Origin of the sequence: Streptomyces sp. NPDC059454, assembly GCF_042749965.1 — a bacterium.
Classification (GTDB): domain Bacteria; phylum Actinomycetota; class Actinomycetes; order Streptomycetales; family Streptomycetaceae; genus Streptomyces.
The window spans coordinates 1-17,007 of record NZ_JBHYVC010000033.1 but is presented as its reverse complement, the minus strand read 5'-3'; the positions used below and the strand labels follow the sequence as shown (position 1 = coordinate 17,007).

Here is a 17,007-nt window from a genome sequence, read left to right as displayed (position 1 = left end):
GCGGCCGTGCCCAGCGACGGAGCACGCCCCGGACCCGCTCACCGCGGCGTCGCCTTCGGCAACGGCCTGGAGTCCGTGACGACCGCACCGCACCACTTGGAACGGCCGCACCCCCTCGACGGCGCCGGCCCCCGCCGCCGCGGCCATCACGACGGCCCCACGACACCTGTCCTCGGCCGGCGCCCCGGAACACAGCCACGACCACTACCGGCGGGGGTGTCGGACGGGTGCGGGCATACGGGCATCGTCCCGTGGAGAGTGGAAAGCGCTCACGTCAACGGGGTGTACGGCCCGGTCGAGCCCTCCGGCCCTCAGCCGGTCCCCGGGAACGGCCAGGGGCCATTCCAGACCTTCGCTGGAATGGCCCCTGGACCGCGACTTCACAAAGTCGGGACGACAGGATTTGAACCTGCGACCCCTTGACCCCCAGTCAAGTGCGCTACCAAGCTGCGCCACGTCCCGGTGCGCTCACATGCGGTGAACCGCGTGATCGCGCGAACAGCACTTTACCCCACATCCCCGGGGCGCCCGGAATCGGACCGGGCGCGGGACAATCGGCGTATGAGCAGCACGGAGAGCACTTCCTCGGGCCGGACGGCCGATGCGCGGGACCGGGACGGTGAGGGGCGGGCGCGCAACGCCCGGCCGCGGGACGGGCTCGGGCGCCCCCTGCCGTACGGCGCAGCGGGCGTGCCCCGGCAGCCCGAGGGGGTCGTGCGGCGGCCGGAGGAGAGCGTCGCTGAGGCGCAGCGGCTGCTGGACGAGGGGAAGCCGTTCCACGCGCACGAGGTCTTCGAGGACGCCTGGAAGTCGGGGCCGCAGGAGGAGCGCGAGCTGTGGCGGGGGCTGGCCCAGCTCGCTGTGGGGCTCACCCATGCCGCGCGCGGGAACGTCACCGGCGGGGCGCGGCTGTTGCGGCGCGGGGCCGGAGCGGTCGAGCAGTGGGCCGCGGGAGCCGGTCACCGGCCGCACGGGATCGATCTTTCCGGTGTGATCGCCTGGGCCCGGGACCTGGCGACCGAGGTGGAGGCGGGCGCTCCGGTGGACGCGGGGGCACGGGCGCCCCGGCTGCGGGGGGCCTCCTGACGGAGGGGCCGGGTGCGGTGCACGCGCTGTCAGTGCCGTGCGGCAGACTCGGGGGCGTGCGAGAGATTCATGTCATCGGTATCGGCGCGGGCGACCCCGACCAGCTGACCCTGCAGGCGGTCAAGGCACTGCGGAACACGGACGTGTTCTTCATCCTGGACAAGGGCGAGGCGAAGGCGGACCTGACCCGGCTGCGCCGGGACATGCTCGACGCGCACATACCGGGGGGTGCCTACCGCGTCGTCGAGGCACGTGACCCGGAGCGGGACCGGAAGGCCGGTGGTCCGGCCTACTCCCCCGCCGTCGGGGACTGGCGCAGTGCCCGTGCGGACATCTACGAGCGGATGATCTCCGAGGAGCTGGGTGAGGACCAGACCGGGGCGTTCCTGGTCTGGGGCGATCCGTCGCTGTACGACAGCACGATCGGCATCCTCGAGGAGATCCTGGAGCGCGGCCGCGTCGCCTTCGGCTATGACGTCGTACCGGGCATCAGCAGTGTCTCGGCGCTGGTCGCCCGGCACCGCACGGGGCTCAACCGGGTCGCCCGCCCGGTGCAGATCACCACGGGGCGGCGGCTCGCCGAGGGGTTCCCGGAGGGCGTGGACGACGTGGTGGTGATGCTCGACGCCCAGCAGGCCTTCCGCGCGTACGCCGACCAGGACGTCGACATCTACTGGGGCGCCTACATCGGTACCCCGGACGAGATCCTGGTCTCCGGGCCGCTGGCCGAGGCCGCTCCCCGTATCGAGCGGCTCCGTGCGGAGGCCCGCGAGCGCAAGGGCTGGATCATGGACACGTATCTGCTGCGCCGCAGACCGGCCGAGGGCTGAGCGGCAGGTCCGCCGGCCGACGACCACCCGCCGGGCCGCGGCCGGGCGAGCGCCGGGCCGCCGGGCACGGTCGGCCGCGGGCCGGGCGGCCGGGCACGGACCGGGCGGCCGGGCACGGCAGACCGGGCCGCCCGTCATGGCCGGCCGAGGGCGTCCAGCCGGCTCAGGGCCGCCGGCACGTCACCGGCCGCGGTCACTCCGTCCGGCAGGGGCGGGCGGCGTACGACGACGACCGGGAGGCCGAGGTCACGGGCCGCGGTGAGTTTGGCGGCGGTCGCCGCTCCGCCGCTGTCCTTCGTCACCAGCACGTCGACGCGGTGCTCGCGCAGGAGGGCCGTCTCACCGGCCACGGTGAAGGGTCCGCGGGCCAGCAGGACGTGCGTGTGCGGCGGCATGGGCGGCTCGGGGGGCTCCACCGACCGGACGACGAAGCGCGGTTTTGTCAGGTGGGCGAAGGCCGCGAGGCCGAGGCGGCCGGTGGTGAGGAAGACCCGGTGTCCGAGTCGGGGCAGCAGGCCGGCGGCCGCGTCCAGTGACGGGACCGGGTGCCAGACATCGCGCGGGCCCGGTTGCCAGCCCGGCCGGCGCAGGACGACCAACGGCAGTCCGGTCGCGGCCGCGGCCCCTGCCGCGTTCGCCGTGATGGTCTCCGCGAAGGGGTGTGTGGCGTCGACGACCGCGTCCACGCGCTGCTCGCGCAGCCAGTCCGCCAGCCCCTCCGCGCCGCCGAAGCCGCCGACGCGCAGCTCGCCGGCGACCACTCCCGGCCTTCTCACGCGTCCGGCGAGGGAAGTGGTCACCCTGGTTCCGGGGCGGGCGGACAGCTCGCCGGCCAGTGCGCGCGCCTCGGTGGTGCCGCCGAGGACCAGGACGTGGGGGGACATGGCGCCGAGAGTACGAGGCCCGGATGCCGGGTCCGGCACCGGCCCGCCCGACGAAGATCGACGTCCGGCCGCACACACGTACCCACACACCCTACGATGACGCCGGGTGACTGGAGGAAGCATGGCCGTGGACTGGAGTGAGCGGGGCTATCACGCCCAGCGGTGGGCGGCGCGGGGGGCGCTGGCCGCCGCCGCGCTCGCGGTGGCGGCCCCCCTTGTCTACGGCGGGCTGCGCGGTCTGCTGCTGCTGGTGTGCGGGGTCGCGGGACTGGGGCTCAGCGCGGCCGCCGTGTGGTGGACGCTGACCCTGCGGGGCCCGCTGCGGTGGGTGTCCGCGCTGGTCGCCGTGTGCGTGCCGGCGGGTCTGATCGCGCTGTTCGCCGTGACCCTGTTCTGGGCGCTGCTGGTGTCCCTGGGCCTGTGGGGGCTGGCGGTGTGGAGCGGCAGGTTCGCGCTGCGCGGCACGGGCGGCGGGCAGGCCCAGGTGCGCGAGCGGCGGCTGCCGCCGCCCCGGAAGCCGGTCCTGATCATGAACCCCCGGTCGGGCGGCGGCAAGGTGGGCCGGTTCCGGCTGCGGGAGAAGGCGGAACGTCTGGGCGCCCGGGTGGTGCTGCTCGAACCCGGCAGGCAGCACGACGTCACCGCGCTGGCCCGGGCCGCCGTCGCGGACGGCGCGGATCTGCTGGGCGCCGCCGGCGGCGACGGCACCCAGGCGCTGGTGGCGGCCGTGGCCGCCGAGCACGACATCCCGTTCCTGGTGATCAGCGCCGGGACGCGCAATCACTTCGCCCTGGACCTCGGCCTCGACCGCGGCGACCCGGCAGCCTGTCTCGACGCGCTCACGGACGGCGTCGAGCTCCGCGTCGACCTGGGTTTCGCGGGTGAGCAGCCGTTCGTGAACAACGCCTCCTTCGGCGCGTACGCGGCGATCGTGCAGAGCCCCGCCTACCGTGACGACAAGATCGGCACCAGTCTGGAGATGCTGCCCGGTCTGCTCACCGGTCGGCAGGGGCCCCGGCTGGTCGCCCGCGCGGGGGACACCACGCTCATCGCGCCGCAGGCCGTGCTGGTCAGCAACAATCCCTACCGCACCGGCGACCCCTTCGGCCTCGGCCGGCGGGAACGGCTCGACTCCGCCGCGCTCGGCGTCCTCGGGGTGAGGCTGGAGGGCGCCATCAGTGCCGCCGCCCTGCTGCTGAACCCCGAGCCGAGCGGGCTCACCATCGTGACCGCCACCGAGGTCGTCATCGAGGCGGACCGCGTGGAGATCGAGGCCGGGGTCGACGGGGAGGCCATGGTCCTGCCCGCTCCCGTGCACTGCCGCATCGCGCCCGGCGCGCTGCGCGTCCGGGTCCCGCGCAGGCGGCCCGGCGTCACCCGGACTCCGCCGCGGCTGGACTGGCGGCGGCTGCGCAAGCTGGCGGCGACGGTCGGCCGTACCGCCGCGCCCAGCCGGCTCCACCGCCCGTACGAGGCGCCCCACGGACCGCGGCCGCCGGCCGGACCCCGCACAGGCCCGGGCGAGCCGGGCGGACGGAACGAGCCGGCCGGGCCCCGCTCAGGACACCAGTAGCTGTACGCCGCCCACCACCGTCGCCGCGATCACCAGCTGCTCGAAGAGCCGCTGGTTGATCCTGTTCACCGCCCACTTGCCGAGGAGCGCGCCGGGCACCACGAACAGCACGAGCGCCGCGTCGAGGAGCAGTGAGTCGGCGTCGATCAGGCCGAGACCGGCGCTGAAGGGCAGCTTGGAGGTGTTGACGATCAGGAAGAAGAACGCCGAGGTCCCCAGGAAGCCGAGTTTCCGGAAGCCCGCGGAGAGCAGGTACATCGACATCACCGGGCCGCCCGCGTTGGCGACCATGGTGGTGAAGCCGCCGAGGACGCCGTAGGAGCGGGCCTTGGCGCGGCCGGCCCGGGTGGTGACCCCGTCGGGCTCCCGGTCCGCGTCGGCCGTCCGCCGCCGCCACACCGTCACCCCGGCCATCAGCAGCAGGATCGCCCCGATGGAGCTCCGTACGATCCCGTCGTCCGCCCACACCAGGAACAGGGTTCCCGCGACGACGCCCGCCGCGACCGCCGGGAACAGCCGCCACAGCGTGGGCCAGTGGGCGTGCCGGCGGTAGGTGAGGACGGCGAGCACGTCGCCGGCGATCAGGATGGGCAGCAGGACGCCGGTGGAGGCCTTGGCGGGCAGCACGGCGGCGAAGACGGCGAGGCTGACCGTGTTGGCCCCGCTGACGGCGGTCTTGGAGAAGCCGACGAGCAGGGCCGCGAAGGCGAGCGCGGCGAATTGCCAGCCGTTGAGGTGCCAGAGCGTCATCGTGTTCATTGCGGGGACCGATGCTATGCGCAAGCGATCGACGCCCGTAAGGACCGTCTCGTCCGGTGGCGCCCGGGGCGGTGGTCAGTGCCTCTCGACCAGCACCGCGCTTCCCTGCCCCACGCCCACGCACATGGTCGCCAGGCCGCGTTCGGCTCCGGTGCGGCGCATGCGGTGCAGCAGGGTGGTGAGGATGCGGGCGCCGGAGCAGCCCAGCGGGTGGCCCAGGGCGATCGCGCCGCCGCTGGGGTTGACCAGGCCGGGGTCGATGCCGAGCTCGTCGACGCAGGCCAGGGCCTGTGCCGCGAACGCCTCGTTGAACTCGGCTTCCTGGAGGTCGCCGATCGCCCAGCCGGCGCGGGCGAGCACCTTGCGCGTGGCGGGGACGGGGCCGATGCCCATGACGTCCGGGTGGACGCCTGCGGAGGCGCCGGCGACGTAGCGGCCGAGCGACTCCAGGCCCAGTTCGTTCAGGGCCTCCTCGCTGACCAGGATCAGGCCGGCGGCGCCGTCGTTCATCGGGGAGGCGTTGCCCGCGGTGACCGAACCGCCCGCGCGGAACACCGGCTTCAGCCGGGCCAGCTTCTCGAGGGAGGTGTCCTCGCGGACGCACTCGTCGGCGTCGACGACCACCCCGTCCGGGCGGGTCACGGGCAGGAGCTCGTCGTCGAAGTGACCGTTCTTGCGGGCGTCGGCGGCCCGCTGGTGGCTGCGCAGCGCGAACTCGTCCTGGCGTTCGCGCGGGACGCCGTACCGGGCGGCGACCTCCTCGGCCGTCTCGCCCATGGCCAGCACCCCGTGGAGTTCCTTCATCGCGGGGTTGACCAGCCGCCAGCCGAGGCGGGTGTCGGCGGTCTCCATGCGGTGCGGGAGGGCCTCGTCGGGGCGGGGCAGGACGAAGGGGGCGCGGCTCATCGACTCGGAGCCGCCGGCGATGACGACGTCGGCCTCGCCGGCCGCGATGGTGCGGGCGGCGGTGGTGACGGCCTCAAGGCCGGAGGCGCACAGCCGGTTGACCGTGGCGCCCGGGACGGACTCGGGGAGCCCGGCGAGCAGCGCGGCCATGCGGGCGACGTTGCGGTTGTCCTCGCCCGCCTGGTTGGCGGCGCCCCAGTAGACCTCGTCGACGCGGGCCGGGTCCAGCGCGGGTACGTCGGCGACCAGGCCGCGGATCACGGCGGCGGCGAGGTCGTCGGGCCGTACGGTGGAGAGGGCTCCGCGCAGTTTGCCGATGGGGGTGCGGCGGGCGGCCGCGAAGTGGACGGGACGCACGACAGGACTCCTGACCGATGCCGATGGCTGTGCTGTGCAACCGGCGACACTATTAATTAGCACCGCTAGTTTTGGACTATAGACCGCGGGACGGCTCCCTGGGAAGCTGTCCGCCCCGGGGCCGTGTTTGTGCCGGAGGGCCGGGGGCACCCGCGCGTCCATGGAGTGGTTGCGGAGCGCGGCCTGTGCGGGAGAGGACCCGGAGCTGTTCTTCCCCGTCGGGTCGACGGGACCGGCACTGCGGGACCTCGCCGCCGCCAAGCGCGTCTGCGCGCGGTGCCGGGTGAGCGCACAGTGTCTCGGCTTCGCGGTCGAGGGCGGTCTGACCTCGGGCGTCTGGGGCGGCACCGGCGAGGACGAGCGCGAGGCACTGCTCCGCGGGACCACGGACGATTCGAGAAGGAGGAACAGCACTCCATGACCGTTGTGAGGAGCACCCTGCCCGACGAGGCCCGCCGGATCTCCTGCGAGGCCCTCCAGGACACCCTGGTGGACCTGCTCGGGCTGTCGCTGATCGGGAAGCAGGCGCACTGGAACGTCGTGGGCCCGCGGTTCCGTTCCGTCCACCTCCAGCTGGACGAGGTGGTCTCCGCCGCGCGCACCCACGCCGACACGGTGGCGGAGCGGGCCGCGGCGCTCGGTGTGCCGCCGGACGGCCGTCCGGAGACCATCGCCAAGGTCTTCTCGCTGCCGGCCCCGAAGGAGGGCTGGCTGCGCGACGCGGAGGCCGTGCGGGTGATGACGGAGGCGCTCGGCACGGCGATCACGCGCCTGCGCGAGCGCATCGACGCCACCGAGAAGGCGGACCTGGTCACCCAGGACCTGCTGATCTCGGTCACCGCGGAACTGGAGAAGCAGCGCTGGATGTTCGAGGCGGAGAACTTCCCGGGCGAGTCCTGACCGCCCCGGCACCGGGGAACGCACGCACGTAAGGGGCACATCGTGAGCGACGCCCTCGAGATGGACGCGCTGTGGGAGGACTTCCACCGCGTGGTGAACATGACCTCGGCGGAACTGGCGGCCTGGCTGCGGGTGAGCGACGCCGACGAGACGACGGAACCGCTGCCGGACCGGGCGGGCAGTGAGACGGGACAGCACGTCCTCGCCATCCTGCAGAAACGCCGCACCGACCTCACCGAGGACGATCTGCGGGTGATGGAGGAGGTCGTGGACACCGTCACGGCGCAGACGGACCCGGAGAACGAGCCCGTGGCCGAGGACACGCCCCGCCGGCACCGTCTGATGAGCCTCGGCCACGACCCGCTCAAGCCGTAGCCGCCGTGGCCGGCCGGGACGAGCGGGTGGTCCGTGCCCTCGTCGGCGCGCACGGCCGGACGTACGCGGAGGAGGCCGGCATCGGGCTGAGGGACACCCCGCAGCCGCTGTACCGGCTGCTGGTACTGGCCCATCTGCTCAGCGCCCGCATCAAGGGGTCGATCGCCGTGGCCTCCGCCCGTGCCCTGCACGAGGCGGGGCTGCGCGATCCCCGCCGCATGGCGGGGGCCGGCCGGCAGGAACGGGTGGACGCGCTCGGCCGGGGCGGCTACCGGCGCTACGACGAGCGCACCGCGACCCAACTGGCCGACGAAGCAGAGTTGTTGACCGAACGCTGGGGCGGCGACCTGCGCAGGCTGCGCAAGGAGGCGGCCGGTGACGTCGGCGAACTGCGCCGTCTGCTGCAGGAGTTCCCCGGCGTGGGACCGGCCGGCGCCGACATCTTCCTGCGCGAGGTCCAGCGCGTCTGGCCGGAGGCGGCGCCGCGACTGGACGCCAAGGCCCTTCAGGGCGCCCGGCGGCTGAAGCTGCCGCAGGACCCGGACCGGCTCCTCGGCCTCGCGGGACGCACCGAACCGGCCGTCCTGGCGGCGGCGTTGGTCCGTGCGGCGATCGACAGGCACGTGGCCGAGGACACGCTCAGCCGGGCCGAGTCCACGTGACCCGTCGCCAACAGGGCTTTTCCACTCCCCCATTCGCGGGACAACGTGATCACCACGCGGCACAATGGCCGCGGCGGCCCGATCACGGCCGTACGGACGAGGGAGAGGGAGAGACCGTGAGTGAGAGCCACACCCCGCCGAGCGGCTCGGCGAGGCTGAACACCGGTGTGGCGCACAACGCGCGCGTGTGGAACCACTGGATCGGCGGCAAGGACAACTACGAGGTCGACCGGCAGGTCGGCGACCACGTCGCCTCGATCAACCCGGTCGTCCGGGACATCGCCCGCGCGGACCGGGACTTCCTGGGCCGGGCGGTGACGTATCTGGCCCGCGAGCGCGGTGTGCGGCAGTTCCTCGACATCGGCACCGGCCTGCCGACGGCGGACAACACCCATGAGATCGCGCAGCGGATCGCGCCGGACTCGCGGATCGTCTACGTCGACAACGACCCGATCGTGCTCGTCCACGCCCGTACCCTGCTGACCGGCACGCGTGAGGGCGCCACCGACTACATCGACGCCGATGTGCACGACCCGGACGCCATACTGGAACGCGCCGCCGGGACCCTGGACCTCACGCGGCCCGTCGCGGTGATGATGCTGGGGATCCTCAACTTCGTGCTCGACACCGACAAGGCCCGGGAGATCGTCCGCCGGATCATGGCGGCGGTGCCCTCCGGCAGCTTCCTGGTCCTCACCCACCCCACGTTCGACCCCGAGGTCGGCGGCGAACTGCAGGTCCCGGCCATGGAGTTCTGGAACGAGAACGCCACTCCCCCGATCACCGCCCGCAGCGCCGCGGACATCACCGCGTTCTTCGAGGGACTGGACCTGGTCGAACCCGGCCTGGTGTCCTGTTCGCAGTGGCACGCCGCCTCCGGCTCCGCCGCCGCGGTGCCGCAGTACGGCGCGGTGGCCGTGAAGCCCTGAGCGCTGAAAGTATGATCAAACAATGTCTGACATGACCGAAACCACGCCGGGCTGGCTGTCCTCCGACGAACTGGAGATGGCACGCGCCCGGATGCCGATCCTGTACGTCGAGGCCGTGCCCGTGCGCGTCGACGACAGCGGTGAAGTCACCAGCGTCGGTCTGCTGCTGCGCATCGGGCCCGACGGAACGGTCAGCCGGACTCTGGTCTCCGGCAGGGTGCTGCACCACGAACGGGTCCGTGACGCCCTGCTGCGCCATCTGGAGAAGGACCTCGGCCCGGTGGCGCTGCCCCGCGTCCCCGCGTCGCTGCAGCCGTTCACGGTCGCGGAGTACTTCCCCACCCAGGGCACCACCCCCTTCCACGACCCTCGTCAGCATGCGGTGTCGCTGGCGTACATCGTGCCGGTGACGGGTGACTGCCGGCCCCGGCAGGACGCCCTCGACCTGGTGTGGTTCAGCCCGCAGGAGGCCGTGTCGCAGGCGGTGCAGAGCGAGATGCCGGGCGGTCACGGAGTGCTGCTGAAGCAGGCACTGGCCCACGCGGGCTGCGTGATCTGACGCGGGGCACTAGCTCCCCGCGTGGGTGAGGTTGGTGCCGGTCGCCGGGTCGAAGACATGGGCCTTGCCCATGTCGACCCGGAGTTCGACGGGCGCGCCCTCGCGGGCCCGGGTTGCGGCGTTCAGCCGGGCCACGACCTGCTGGGCTCCCTGGGCCCCGGTGTCGCGCGCGCCCGAGTCCGTGGCGAGTTCCTCCAGTTCGGCGGTGGTCACCGGCCCGCCCTCCGCGCTGAAGTGGACGTACGCGTCGGAGCCCAGCGACTCCAGCACGTCCACGGTGGCGGTGACGACCGGGCCGCCCGTTCCGTGCGCCAGACTCGCGTCCTCGAAGGCCTCGGGGCGCAGCCCGACGATCACCTCGCGCGGCGCGTCCCGCCCTTCCAGCGCCCGGCGCACGCGGTCGTCGAGCGGCAGGTCGCCCAGCGGGGTGCGCAGGACGCCACCGGACAGGGAGGCGCCCACGAAGTTCATCGCCGGGGAGCCGATGAAGCCCGCGACGAACAGGTTGCGCGGCATGTCGTAGAGCTGGGCGGGGGTGCCGACCTGCTGGACCAGGCCCTGCCGCATCACCACGACCCGGTCGCCGAGCGTCATCGCCTCGGTCTGGTCGTGGGTGACGTACACGGTGGTGGTGCCCAGGCGGCGCTGCAGCCGGGAGATCTGGGTGCGCATCTGCACGCGGAGCTTGGCATCCAGGTTGGACAGCGGCTCGTCCATGAGGAACGCCTTGGGGTCACGGACGATCGCCCGGCCCATCGCCACCCGCTGGCGCTGTCCGCCGGAGAGGTTGGCGGGCTTGCGGTCCAGGAACTCGCTCAGGTCCAGCACCCGGGCGGCCTCCTCGACCTTGCTGTCGATGATGGCCCTGTCCACCTTCGCCAGCCGCAGCGGGAACCCCATGTTCTCCCGCACGCTCATGTGCGGGTACAGGGCGTAGCTCTGGAACACCATGGCGACGTCCCGCTCCTTGGGAGCGAGGTCGTTGACGACCCGGCCGTCGATGCGCAGGGTGCCCTCGGTGATGTCCTCGAGCCCGGCGATCATGTTCAGGGTGGTCGACTTGCCGCAGCCGGACGGGCCGACCAGGATCACGAACTCGCCGTCGGCGATGTCGAGGTCCACGTCCCGCACGGCGAGGGATCCGTCGGGATAGCGCTTGGTGACTCCCTCTAGGACGATCTCGGCCATGGGCGGCGCCTCCTTGCCTTCACGCTCATCCCTTGACCGCCCCGGAGGTCAGTCCGGCGACGATCCGCCGCTGGAAGAGCAGGACGAAGATGATGATCGGGACGGTGATGACCACGGCGGCGGCGGCGATCGACCCGGTGGGCTGCTGGAACTGCGAGCTGCCCGTGAAGAACGCGATCGCGGCGGGGACCGTGCGCGCGGACTCGGTGGAGGTCAGCGAGATCGCGAACAGGAAGTCGTTCCAGCAGAAGATGAACACGAGGATGGCGGTGGTGAACACGCCGGGCGCGGCGAGCGGCACGATGACCAGCCGGAACGCCTGTGCGGGCGTGGCCCCGTCCACCTTGGCGGCCTTCTCCAGGTCCCAGGGGATCTCCCGGAAGAACGCCGACAGGGTGTAGATCGCCAACGGCAGCGAGAAGGTCATGTACGGGATGATCAGTCCGAGCCAGGTGTCGAAGATCCCGATGATCCGCTCGATGTTGAACAGGGGGGACACCAGGGAGATCGGCGGGAACATGGCGATGAGGAGCGACATGCCGATCAGCAGTCGCTTGCCCGGGAACCGCAGCCGGGCCACCGCGTAGGCGGCCATGGTGCCGAGGATCACCGCGATCACGGTGGCGATCAGGGCGATGCCGATCGAGTTGATCAGCGCCCGGGTGAACTCGGAGGTCTCGAAGATGCCCCGGTAGTTCTCCCAGGTCCAGTCCCGCGGAATGTAGTTGCCGTCGGTGAGGGTGCCGGGGTCCTTGAACGACAGCGCGGCGATCCACCACACCGGGAACAGGGCGTACAGCACCACCACGACGTTGACGACGCCCCATCGGGTGGCGTGCGGCGCGCCCACGGCGGCCATCAGCGCTTCACCTCCGCGCCCGGTGCGGCGGCGCCGAACAGCTTGACGAAGGTGAAGGCGATGATCCCGACGCAGAGGAAGATCAGGACCGAGATCGCCGACCCGATGCCCAGGTTCAGCGCGGTGAACAGGTTGTCGTAGCCGAGGATCGACAGGGAGCCGGTGCCCTGGGCGCCCGAGGTCAGGACGTAGATGTTGTCGAAGATCCGGAACGCGTCCAGGGTGCGGAAGAGCAGGGCGACCAGGATGGCCGGTTTCATCAGCGGCAGCATGACCTTGGTGAACCGCTGCCAGGGGGTGGCGCCGTCGACCATGGCCGCCTTCAGGGTCTCCTCGGGGACCAGGGCGAGGCCCGCCAGCAGGAGCAGCGCCATGAAGGGGGTGGTCTTCCACACCTCGGCGAGGATGATCAGCCACAGCGCGGGCCACTGCTCGGTGAGCGGGGCCTCGCCGCTGGGCAGCAGTTCGGCGAGATAGCCGAGTTCGGGGGTCCAGGCGTACTGCCAGGAGAAGGCGGCGACGACGGTGACGATGCCGTACGGGACGAGGACCGCGGTGCGCACCGTGCCGCGCAGGAAGAGCGTGCGGTGCATCACCAGGGCGAGGCCCATGCCGAGGACGAGTTCGACGGCCACGGAGACGGCGGTCAGGAAGACCGTGACCCAGAAGGCGTCCCACCAGAACGGGGAGGACAGCACCGCGCCGTAGTTGCTCAGGCCCACGAACTCGGCCCGTGCCGGGAAGCGCAGGTCGTAGCGTTGGAGGGACAGGTAGACCGCATAGCCGATGGGGTAGGCGGTCACGGCGGTCATGACGAGGACGGCCGGCGCGCACAGCAGCCAGCCCAGGCGGCGCTCCTGTTCGGCGCCGGCGGAGAGGGCCTTCCTGCCCTTCGCCTTGCCCTTGGTGGGGCCCTCGGCGGGCTCCGCCATCGTGCTCACGGGATCACACCCTCGGATCGCAGGGCCTGGTCGATCTGCTCCCCGATGGTGTCGACCGCGCTCTCCGGCTCGATCTCCGACGGCGGGGACAGGGTGTGGGAGACGGCGATCGACACGTTCTGGTAGGCGGGAGTGAGCGGCCGTACGCTCGCGGATTCCAGGGCGGCCAGCACCTCCTTGGAGAAGGGGTACTCCTTCATGAAGGCGGGCTCGTCGTACAGGGCGCGCAGGGTGGGCGGCAGTCCGCCCTCGAGCGCGGCGGTGAGCTGGTTCTCCCGGTCGCGCAGGCACAGGGCCGCCTCGAAGGCCAGGTCGGGGTGGCGGGAGTAGGCGCTGACGGCGAGGTCGATGCCGCCGATGGTGGGGCGGGCGGGGCGGTCGGCGTCGACGCGGGGGTAGGGCGCCCAGCGGAAGTTCTCGAACAACCGCGGGTTGTTCGCCTTCATCGACGGATAGACGAACGGGTAGTTGAGCTCGAAGGCCGCCACGCCCGACTCCATGGCCAGGCGGTTCTGGTCCTCCATCTGGTTGGGCAGGGAGGGGTCGGCGGCCGGGGAGTTGGCGAGTTCCCGCATGATCGAGGCGGCTCGTACGGCGGGCGGGCCGAGGGAGGGCTCGGTGGCGCCCGGGTTCAGGATGGTGCCGCCCGTGCTGTTGACCAGTGAGTTGAACCAGACGGTGAGGCCCTCGTACTGGGCGCCCTGGATCTCCACGTAGTGCGGTCTGCCCTGCCGGGCGAGGCCGCGGGACATGTTCAGCATCTCGGACCAGGTCTTCGGCGGGGTGGGCACCAGGTCCTTCCGGTACCACAGGAGTTGGGTGTTGGTGTTGTACGGGACGGCGTAGAGCCTGCCCTTCCAGGTGGCCGTCTGCAGCGGGACGCGGAGGGTGCCCCGGGTGGCCCGGCGCTTCGCCTCGCCCGTCCACTCGCGGATCCAGCGGGCCTCGGCGAACTCCGCGGCCCAGGTGACGTCCAGGCCGAGGATGTCGAGGGAGTCGTCCTCGGCGGCGAGCCTGCGCACCATCTGCTGGCGCTGGCCGTCGGCGGCCCGGGGCAGTTTGTTGTAGCTGATCCGGTAGCGGCCGCCGGACGCCCGGCTGCAGCGGTCGGCGGCCTTCTGCAGGGCGCCGGAGTCGTCGGGGAAGTTGTACCAGTTGAGGGTGGGGCGTGCGGTGTCCTCGTCGCCGCCGCAGGCGGCGAGCGTCGATGCCAGCAGGATCAGCGCGACCAGCGCCCGCGTCCGTCGCGGCCTTCCGGTACATCCGCGCCTCGCGTGCACGCGCTCCACACCTCGCTTCCGGGATCGCGGCGCGGGTGTCCGACCCCGCGGCGGCGCCTACCCGGCGAACGTTAAACAGAACATAGAGCGACATCAAGGACATTCGGCGATGATTCGCCCATAGCGGTCGACGTGCGGGCGGGAAACGACGAAGAGGCCGCCTCGGGTGTTCCCGATGCGGCCTCCGGCCTGCTGTTCAGCAAGTCGGGACGACAGGATTTGAACCTGCGACCCCTTGACCCCCAGTCAAGTGCGCTACCAAGCTGCGCCACGTCCCGTTGCCCGTCTGACCTGGGGATTCCCCCCGGCCGAACGCGCATGGAAACCATACCGCACTCGGGGCGGTGATCGCGCACGCGTTCAGGGGCGCGGGCCGCTCCCGGAGCACGCGTCCTCGGGCGTTCCCGGGGGCCGCGGCGGCCGGAGCCCCTCCGGCCCCGGCGGGAAGCGCCGAGTGACGCGGTCGCCGGGGCCGGGGGCACCGCTCCGGTGCCCGGTCAGCGGGCGGCGAGGAGCTCGAGAGTGTCGATCACGCGGTTCGAGAAGCCCCACTCGTTGTCGTACCAGGCGACCACCTTGACGTGACGGCCGTCGACGCGGGTGAGGGCCGAGTCGAAGATCGACGACGCCGGATTCCCCGTGATGTCGGACGACACCAGCGGGTCGTCCGAGTACTCGAGGATTCCGGCGAGCGGCCCCTGAGCCGCGGCGCGGTACGCCGCCAGTACGTCGTCGCGCGTCACCTCACGGGCGACGGTCGTGTTGAGTTCGACGATCGAGCCCACGGGAACGGGCACACGGATCGAGTCGCCCGACAGCCTGCCGTCGAGGCCGGGCAGCACGAGTCCGATCGCCTTGGCGGCGCCCGTCGTGGTCGGCACGATGTTGACGGCGGCGGCGCGGGCGCGGCGGGCGTCGCGGTGCGGACCGTCCTGCAGGTTCTGCTCCTGCGTGTAGGCGTGCACCGTCGTCATGAAACCGTGCTCGATACCGGCGAGCTCGTCGAGCACCGCGGCCAGCGGCGCGAGCGCGTTGGTCGTGCACGAGGCGTTCGAGACGATCGTGTGCGCGGCCGGGTCGTACGCGTCGGTGTTGACCCCGAACGCCAGGGTGACGTCGGCGCCCTCCGACGGTGCGCCGACGAGCACCTTCCTCGCGCCGGCGTCGAGGTGGGCGCGGGCGGCCTCGGCCGACGTGAAGCGGCCGGTCGCCTCGAGCACGATGTCCACGCCGAGTTCGGCCCAGGGCAGCCGCGCCGGTTCGCGCTCGGCGAGCACCCTGATGCGACGGCCGTCGACGACGAGGACGTCGCCGTCGACGCTCACCGGGCGGCCGAGCCGGCCGGCCGTCGTGTCATAGGCCAGCAGCCGGGCGAGGGTGGCGGGCTCCGTGAGGTCGTTGACGGCGACGATGTCGAGGCGGCTGTCGCGTTCGAGCAGTGCGCGCAGCACATTGCGTCCGATGCGGCCGAATCCGTTGATCGCGATACGCGTCATGAGTGGTGTCCCTTCGGTTCGCCACCAGCGTCGCGTGCGGCGTCCGCCCCTGACAGCGGCGTGATCGCCACGGTTCGAAAGGATCGCGCCACGTGCCCGGCGGCTACCCGCCCCGGGCGAAGGTGCGCCGGTACTCGCTCGGCGTGGTGCCGAGGATGCGCTGGAAGTGCAGCCGCAGATTGGCGCCGGTGCCGAGGCCGACGTCGGCGGCGATCCGCTCGACACTCCGCTGCGAGCGTTCGAGCAGCTCGCGGGCCATGTCGACGCGGGCGCGCATGACCCACTGCATCGGTGTGTAGCCGGTGTCCTCGACGAAGCGCCGCGAGAACGTGCGCGGCGAGACCGCCGCGTGCCGGGCGAGCGCCTCCAGGGTGAGGGGCTCGCCGAGCCGGCGCAGCGCCCACTCGCGGGTGGTGGCGAACCGCTCGCCGAGCGGCTCGGGCACGCTGCGCGGCACGTACTGTGCCTGGCCGCCGCTGCGGTAGGGGGCCGCGACCAGGCGGCGGGCCGCGTGGTTGGACGCGGCCACCCCGAGGTCGCCGCGCAGGATGTGCAGGCACAGGTCGATGCCCGAGGCGGCGCCGGCCGACGTCAGCACGCTGCCCTCGTCGACGAACAGGACGTTCTCGTCGACCCGGACGAGCGGATACTTCGCCGCCAGCGCCCGCGTGTAATGCCAGTGCGTCGTGGCCCGTCTGCCGTCGAGCAGACCCGTGGCGGCGAGCGCGAAGGCACCCGTGGAGATGGCGGCGAGCCGCGTGCCCCGGGCGTGGGCGGCGGTCAACGCGTCGACGACGGCCTCCGGCGGGTCGTCGCGGTCCGGGAACCGGTAGCCGGGGATGAAGACGATGTCGGCCCACGCGAGCTCGTCCGGGCCGTGGGCGACGTGGTACGACAGGCCGTCGCCGCCGGTGACGGGACCGGGCGCGGCCCCGCACACCCGCACCTCGTACGGCATGCTCGCGCGGGTCGTGAACACCTGTGCGGGTATGCCGACATCGAGCGGCTTCGCACCCTCGAGGATCAGGACGGCGACGCGACGAAGGCGTGGGGCTGGCACGGGAGAGAGGTTACGTGGGGCGTGGCCCTGCCGCGTCCACCTTGTGGAGCGGGCGGACGGCGCCGGCCGGACCGCCGGCGCCTCGCCTCTCCCGGTCAGGGCGGGGAGGCGCGTCGGGCTTCCTCCACGGGACCGAGGGGCGCAGTCGGTCAGTGCGTCCGCGGTCCGGGTGAGGGGCCGGGCCGGCACCTCGGCCACGGTGCCGGCGTCGCGGGCGAGCGCCGGACTCCCCGCGCCGGCCGCCGCGCACATCGTCGTGACCAGCCCCCGAGTTCGGCAGGGCCCCCGACCGGGGGGGGGGGGCCGCCCCCCACCCGACTGGCTGGGGCGCGCGCCCCCCCCCCCCCACCCCCCACCCCCCCC

Annotated in this window: 18 protein-coding genes and 2 tRNA genes; 9 read left to right on the top strand and 11 right to left on the bottom strand. The window is 72.6% G+C overall.

Translation table 11 applies throughout. The features are described from left to right. Window positions 1–388 precede the first annotated feature (388 nt). Window positions 389–462, bottom strand: a tRNA-Pro gene (locus ACFXAE_RS22160). A 99-nt stretch (window positions 463–561) separates the two neighbouring features. Between ACFXAE_RS22160 and ACFXAE_RS22155 the strand changes: the two genes are divergently transcribed. Both ACFXAE_RS22155 and cobF read left to right on the top strand, forming a co-directional pair. Next, on the top strand, window positions 562–1,086 hold the full coding sequence (locus ACFXAE_RS22155; protein ID WP_384717494.1) for a DUF309 domain-containing protein: 525 nt from the start codon (window positions 562–564) through the stop codon (window positions 1,084–1,086). A 56-nt stretch (window positions 1,087–1,142) separates the two neighbouring features. Beyond that, window positions 1,143–1,916: a precorrin-6A synthase (deacetylating) gene (cobF, locus tag ACFXAE_RS22150; protein WP_384717491.1), complete on the top strand. Its 774-nt coding sequence runs from the start codon at window positions 1,143–1,145 to the stop codon at window positions 1,914–1,916. Window positions 1,917–2,050: 134 nt separating this feature from the next. Here cobF and ACFXAE_RS22145 read toward each other — a convergent pair whose 3' ends face one another. Further along, window positions 2,051–2,800 (bottom strand): cobalt-precorrin-6A reductase, encoded by a 750-nt coding sequence (locus ACFXAE_RS22145; protein ID WP_384717488.1) that lies wholly within the window; start codon window positions 2,798–2,800, stop codon window positions 2,051–2,053. A gap of 121 nt (window positions 2,801–2,921) precedes the next feature. Here ACFXAE_RS22145 and ACFXAE_RS22140 point away from each other — a divergent pair, with 121 nt between their 5' ends. Beyond that, the gene (locus tag ACFXAE_RS22140) at window positions 2,922–4,373 is read left to right on the top strand and encodes a diacylglycerol kinase family protein (protein WP_384717485.1); all 1,452 of its coding nucleotides are present in this window, start codon (window positions 2,922–2,924) and stop codon (window positions 4,371–4,373) included. Here ACFXAE_RS22140 and ACFXAE_RS22135 read toward each other — a convergent pair. Beyond that, complete coding sequence (locus ACFXAE_RS22135; RefSeq protein WP_384717482.1) at window positions 4,359–5,132, bottom strand: sulfite exporter TauE/SafE family protein; 774 nt, start codon at window positions 5,130–5,132, stop codon at window positions 4,359–4,361. The two genes, ACFXAE_RS22140 and ACFXAE_RS22135, sit on opposite strands and share 15 nt — an antisense overlap. 75 nt (window positions 5,133–5,207) lie before the next feature. Continuing rightward, window positions 5,208–6,395: a thiolase family protein gene (locus ACFXAE_RS22130; protein ID WP_384717479.1), complete on the bottom strand. Its 1,188-nt coding sequence runs from the start codon at window positions 6,393–6,395 to the stop codon at window positions 5,208–5,210. 160 nt (window positions 6,396–6,555) lie between these two features. On the opposite strand from ACFXAE_RS22130, the gene ACFXAE_RS22125 reads away from it, so the two are divergent. From ACFXAE_RS22125 to ACFXAE_RS22100, 6 genes are all read left to right on the top strand, one after another. Next, window positions 6,556–6,816: a WhiB family transcriptional regulator gene (locus ACFXAE_RS22125; RefSeq protein ID WP_384717476.1), complete on the top strand. Its 261-nt coding sequence runs from the start codon at window positions 6,556–6,558 to the stop codon at window positions 6,814–6,816. Further along, complete coding sequence (locus ACFXAE_RS22120; protein ID WP_384717473.1) at window positions 6,813–7,295, top strand: Dps family protein; 483 nt, start codon at window positions 6,813–6,815, stop codon at window positions 7,293–7,295. The genes ACFXAE_RS22125 and ACFXAE_RS22120 overlap by 4 nt, the downstream gene beginning before the upstream one ends. A 42-nt stretch (window positions 7,296–7,337) precedes the next feature. Further along, entirely contained in the window at window positions 7,338–7,670 is a 333-nt protein-coding gene (locus ACFXAE_RS22115) for a DUF3140 domain-containing protein (protein ID WP_384717470.1), read from the top strand. A gap of 5 nt (window positions 7,671–7,675) precedes the next feature. After that, on the top strand, window positions 7,676–8,332 hold the full coding sequence (locus tag ACFXAE_RS22110; RefSeq protein WP_384717467.1) for an endonuclease: 657 nt from the start codon (window positions 7,676–7,678) through the stop codon (window positions 8,330–8,332). A 116-nt stretch (window positions 8,333–8,448) separates the two neighbouring features. Then, window positions 8,449–9,261 carry an SAM-dependent methyltransferase gene (locus ACFXAE_RS22105; protein WP_384717464.1) on the top strand — a complete coding sequence of 271 codons (813 nt, stop codon included), beginning with the start codon at window positions 8,449–8,451 and terminating at the stop codon, window positions 9,259–9,261. Window positions 9,262–9,292: 31 nt separating this feature from the next. Continuing rightward, on the top strand, window positions 9,293–9,820 hold the full coding sequence (locus tag ACFXAE_RS22100) for an NUDIX hydrolase family protein (RefSeq protein ID WP_384717461.1): 528 nt from the start codon (window positions 9,293–9,295) through the stop codon (window positions 9,818–9,820). Between the two features lie 9 nt (window positions 9,821–9,829). Here ACFXAE_RS22100 and ACFXAE_RS22095 read toward each other — a convergent pair whose 3' ends face one another. From ACFXAE_RS22095 to ACFXAE_RS22065, 7 genes are all read right to left on the bottom strand, one after another. After that, the gene (locus tag ACFXAE_RS22095; protein WP_384717458.1) at window positions 9,830–11,008 is read right to left on the bottom strand and encodes an ABC transporter ATP-binding protein; all 1,179 of its coding nucleotides are present in this window, start codon (window positions 11,006–11,008) and stop codon (window positions 9,830–9,832) included. A 25-nt stretch (window positions 11,009–11,033) separates the two neighbouring features. Further along, window positions 11,034–11,867 (bottom strand): carbohydrate ABC transporter permease, encoded by an 834-nt coding sequence (locus ACFXAE_RS22090; protein ID WP_384717455.1) that lies wholly within the window; start codon window positions 11,865–11,867, stop codon window positions 11,034–11,036. Then, a complete protein-coding gene (locus ACFXAE_RS22085) occupies window positions 11,867–12,808 on the bottom strand; it encodes a carbohydrate ABC transporter permease (RefSeq protein WP_384717452.1) in 942 nt (313 codons plus the stop codon). The genes ACFXAE_RS22090 and ACFXAE_RS22085 overlap by 1 nt, the downstream gene beginning before the upstream one ends. Beyond that, complete coding sequence (locus ACFXAE_RS22080) at window positions 12,805–14,088, bottom strand: ABC transporter substrate-binding protein (RefSeq protein WP_384717449.1); 1,284 nt, start codon at window positions 14,086–14,088, stop codon at window positions 12,805–12,807. The genes ACFXAE_RS22085 and ACFXAE_RS22080 overlap by 4 nt, the downstream gene beginning before the upstream one ends. A gap of 204 nt (window positions 14,089–14,292) precedes the next feature. Beyond that, window positions 14,293–14,366: transfer RNA gene (locus tag ACFXAE_RS22075), tRNA-Pro, on the bottom strand. Window positions 14,367–14,585: 219 nt separating this feature from the next. After that, on the bottom strand, window positions 14,586–15,584 hold the full coding sequence (gene gap, locus ACFXAE_RS22070) for a type I glyceraldehyde-3-phosphate dehydrogenase (protein WP_384717446.1): 999 nt from the start codon (window positions 15,582–15,584) through the stop codon (window positions 14,586–14,588). Window positions 15,585–15,687: 103 nt separating this feature from the next. Then, window positions 15,688–16,644, bottom strand: a complete 957-nt coding sequence (locus ACFXAE_RS22065; RefSeq protein WP_384717443.1) for a GlxA family transcriptional regulator — start codon at window positions 16,642–16,644, stop codon at window positions 15,688–15,690. Between the last annotated feature and the right edge of the window lie 363 nt (window positions 16,645–17,007).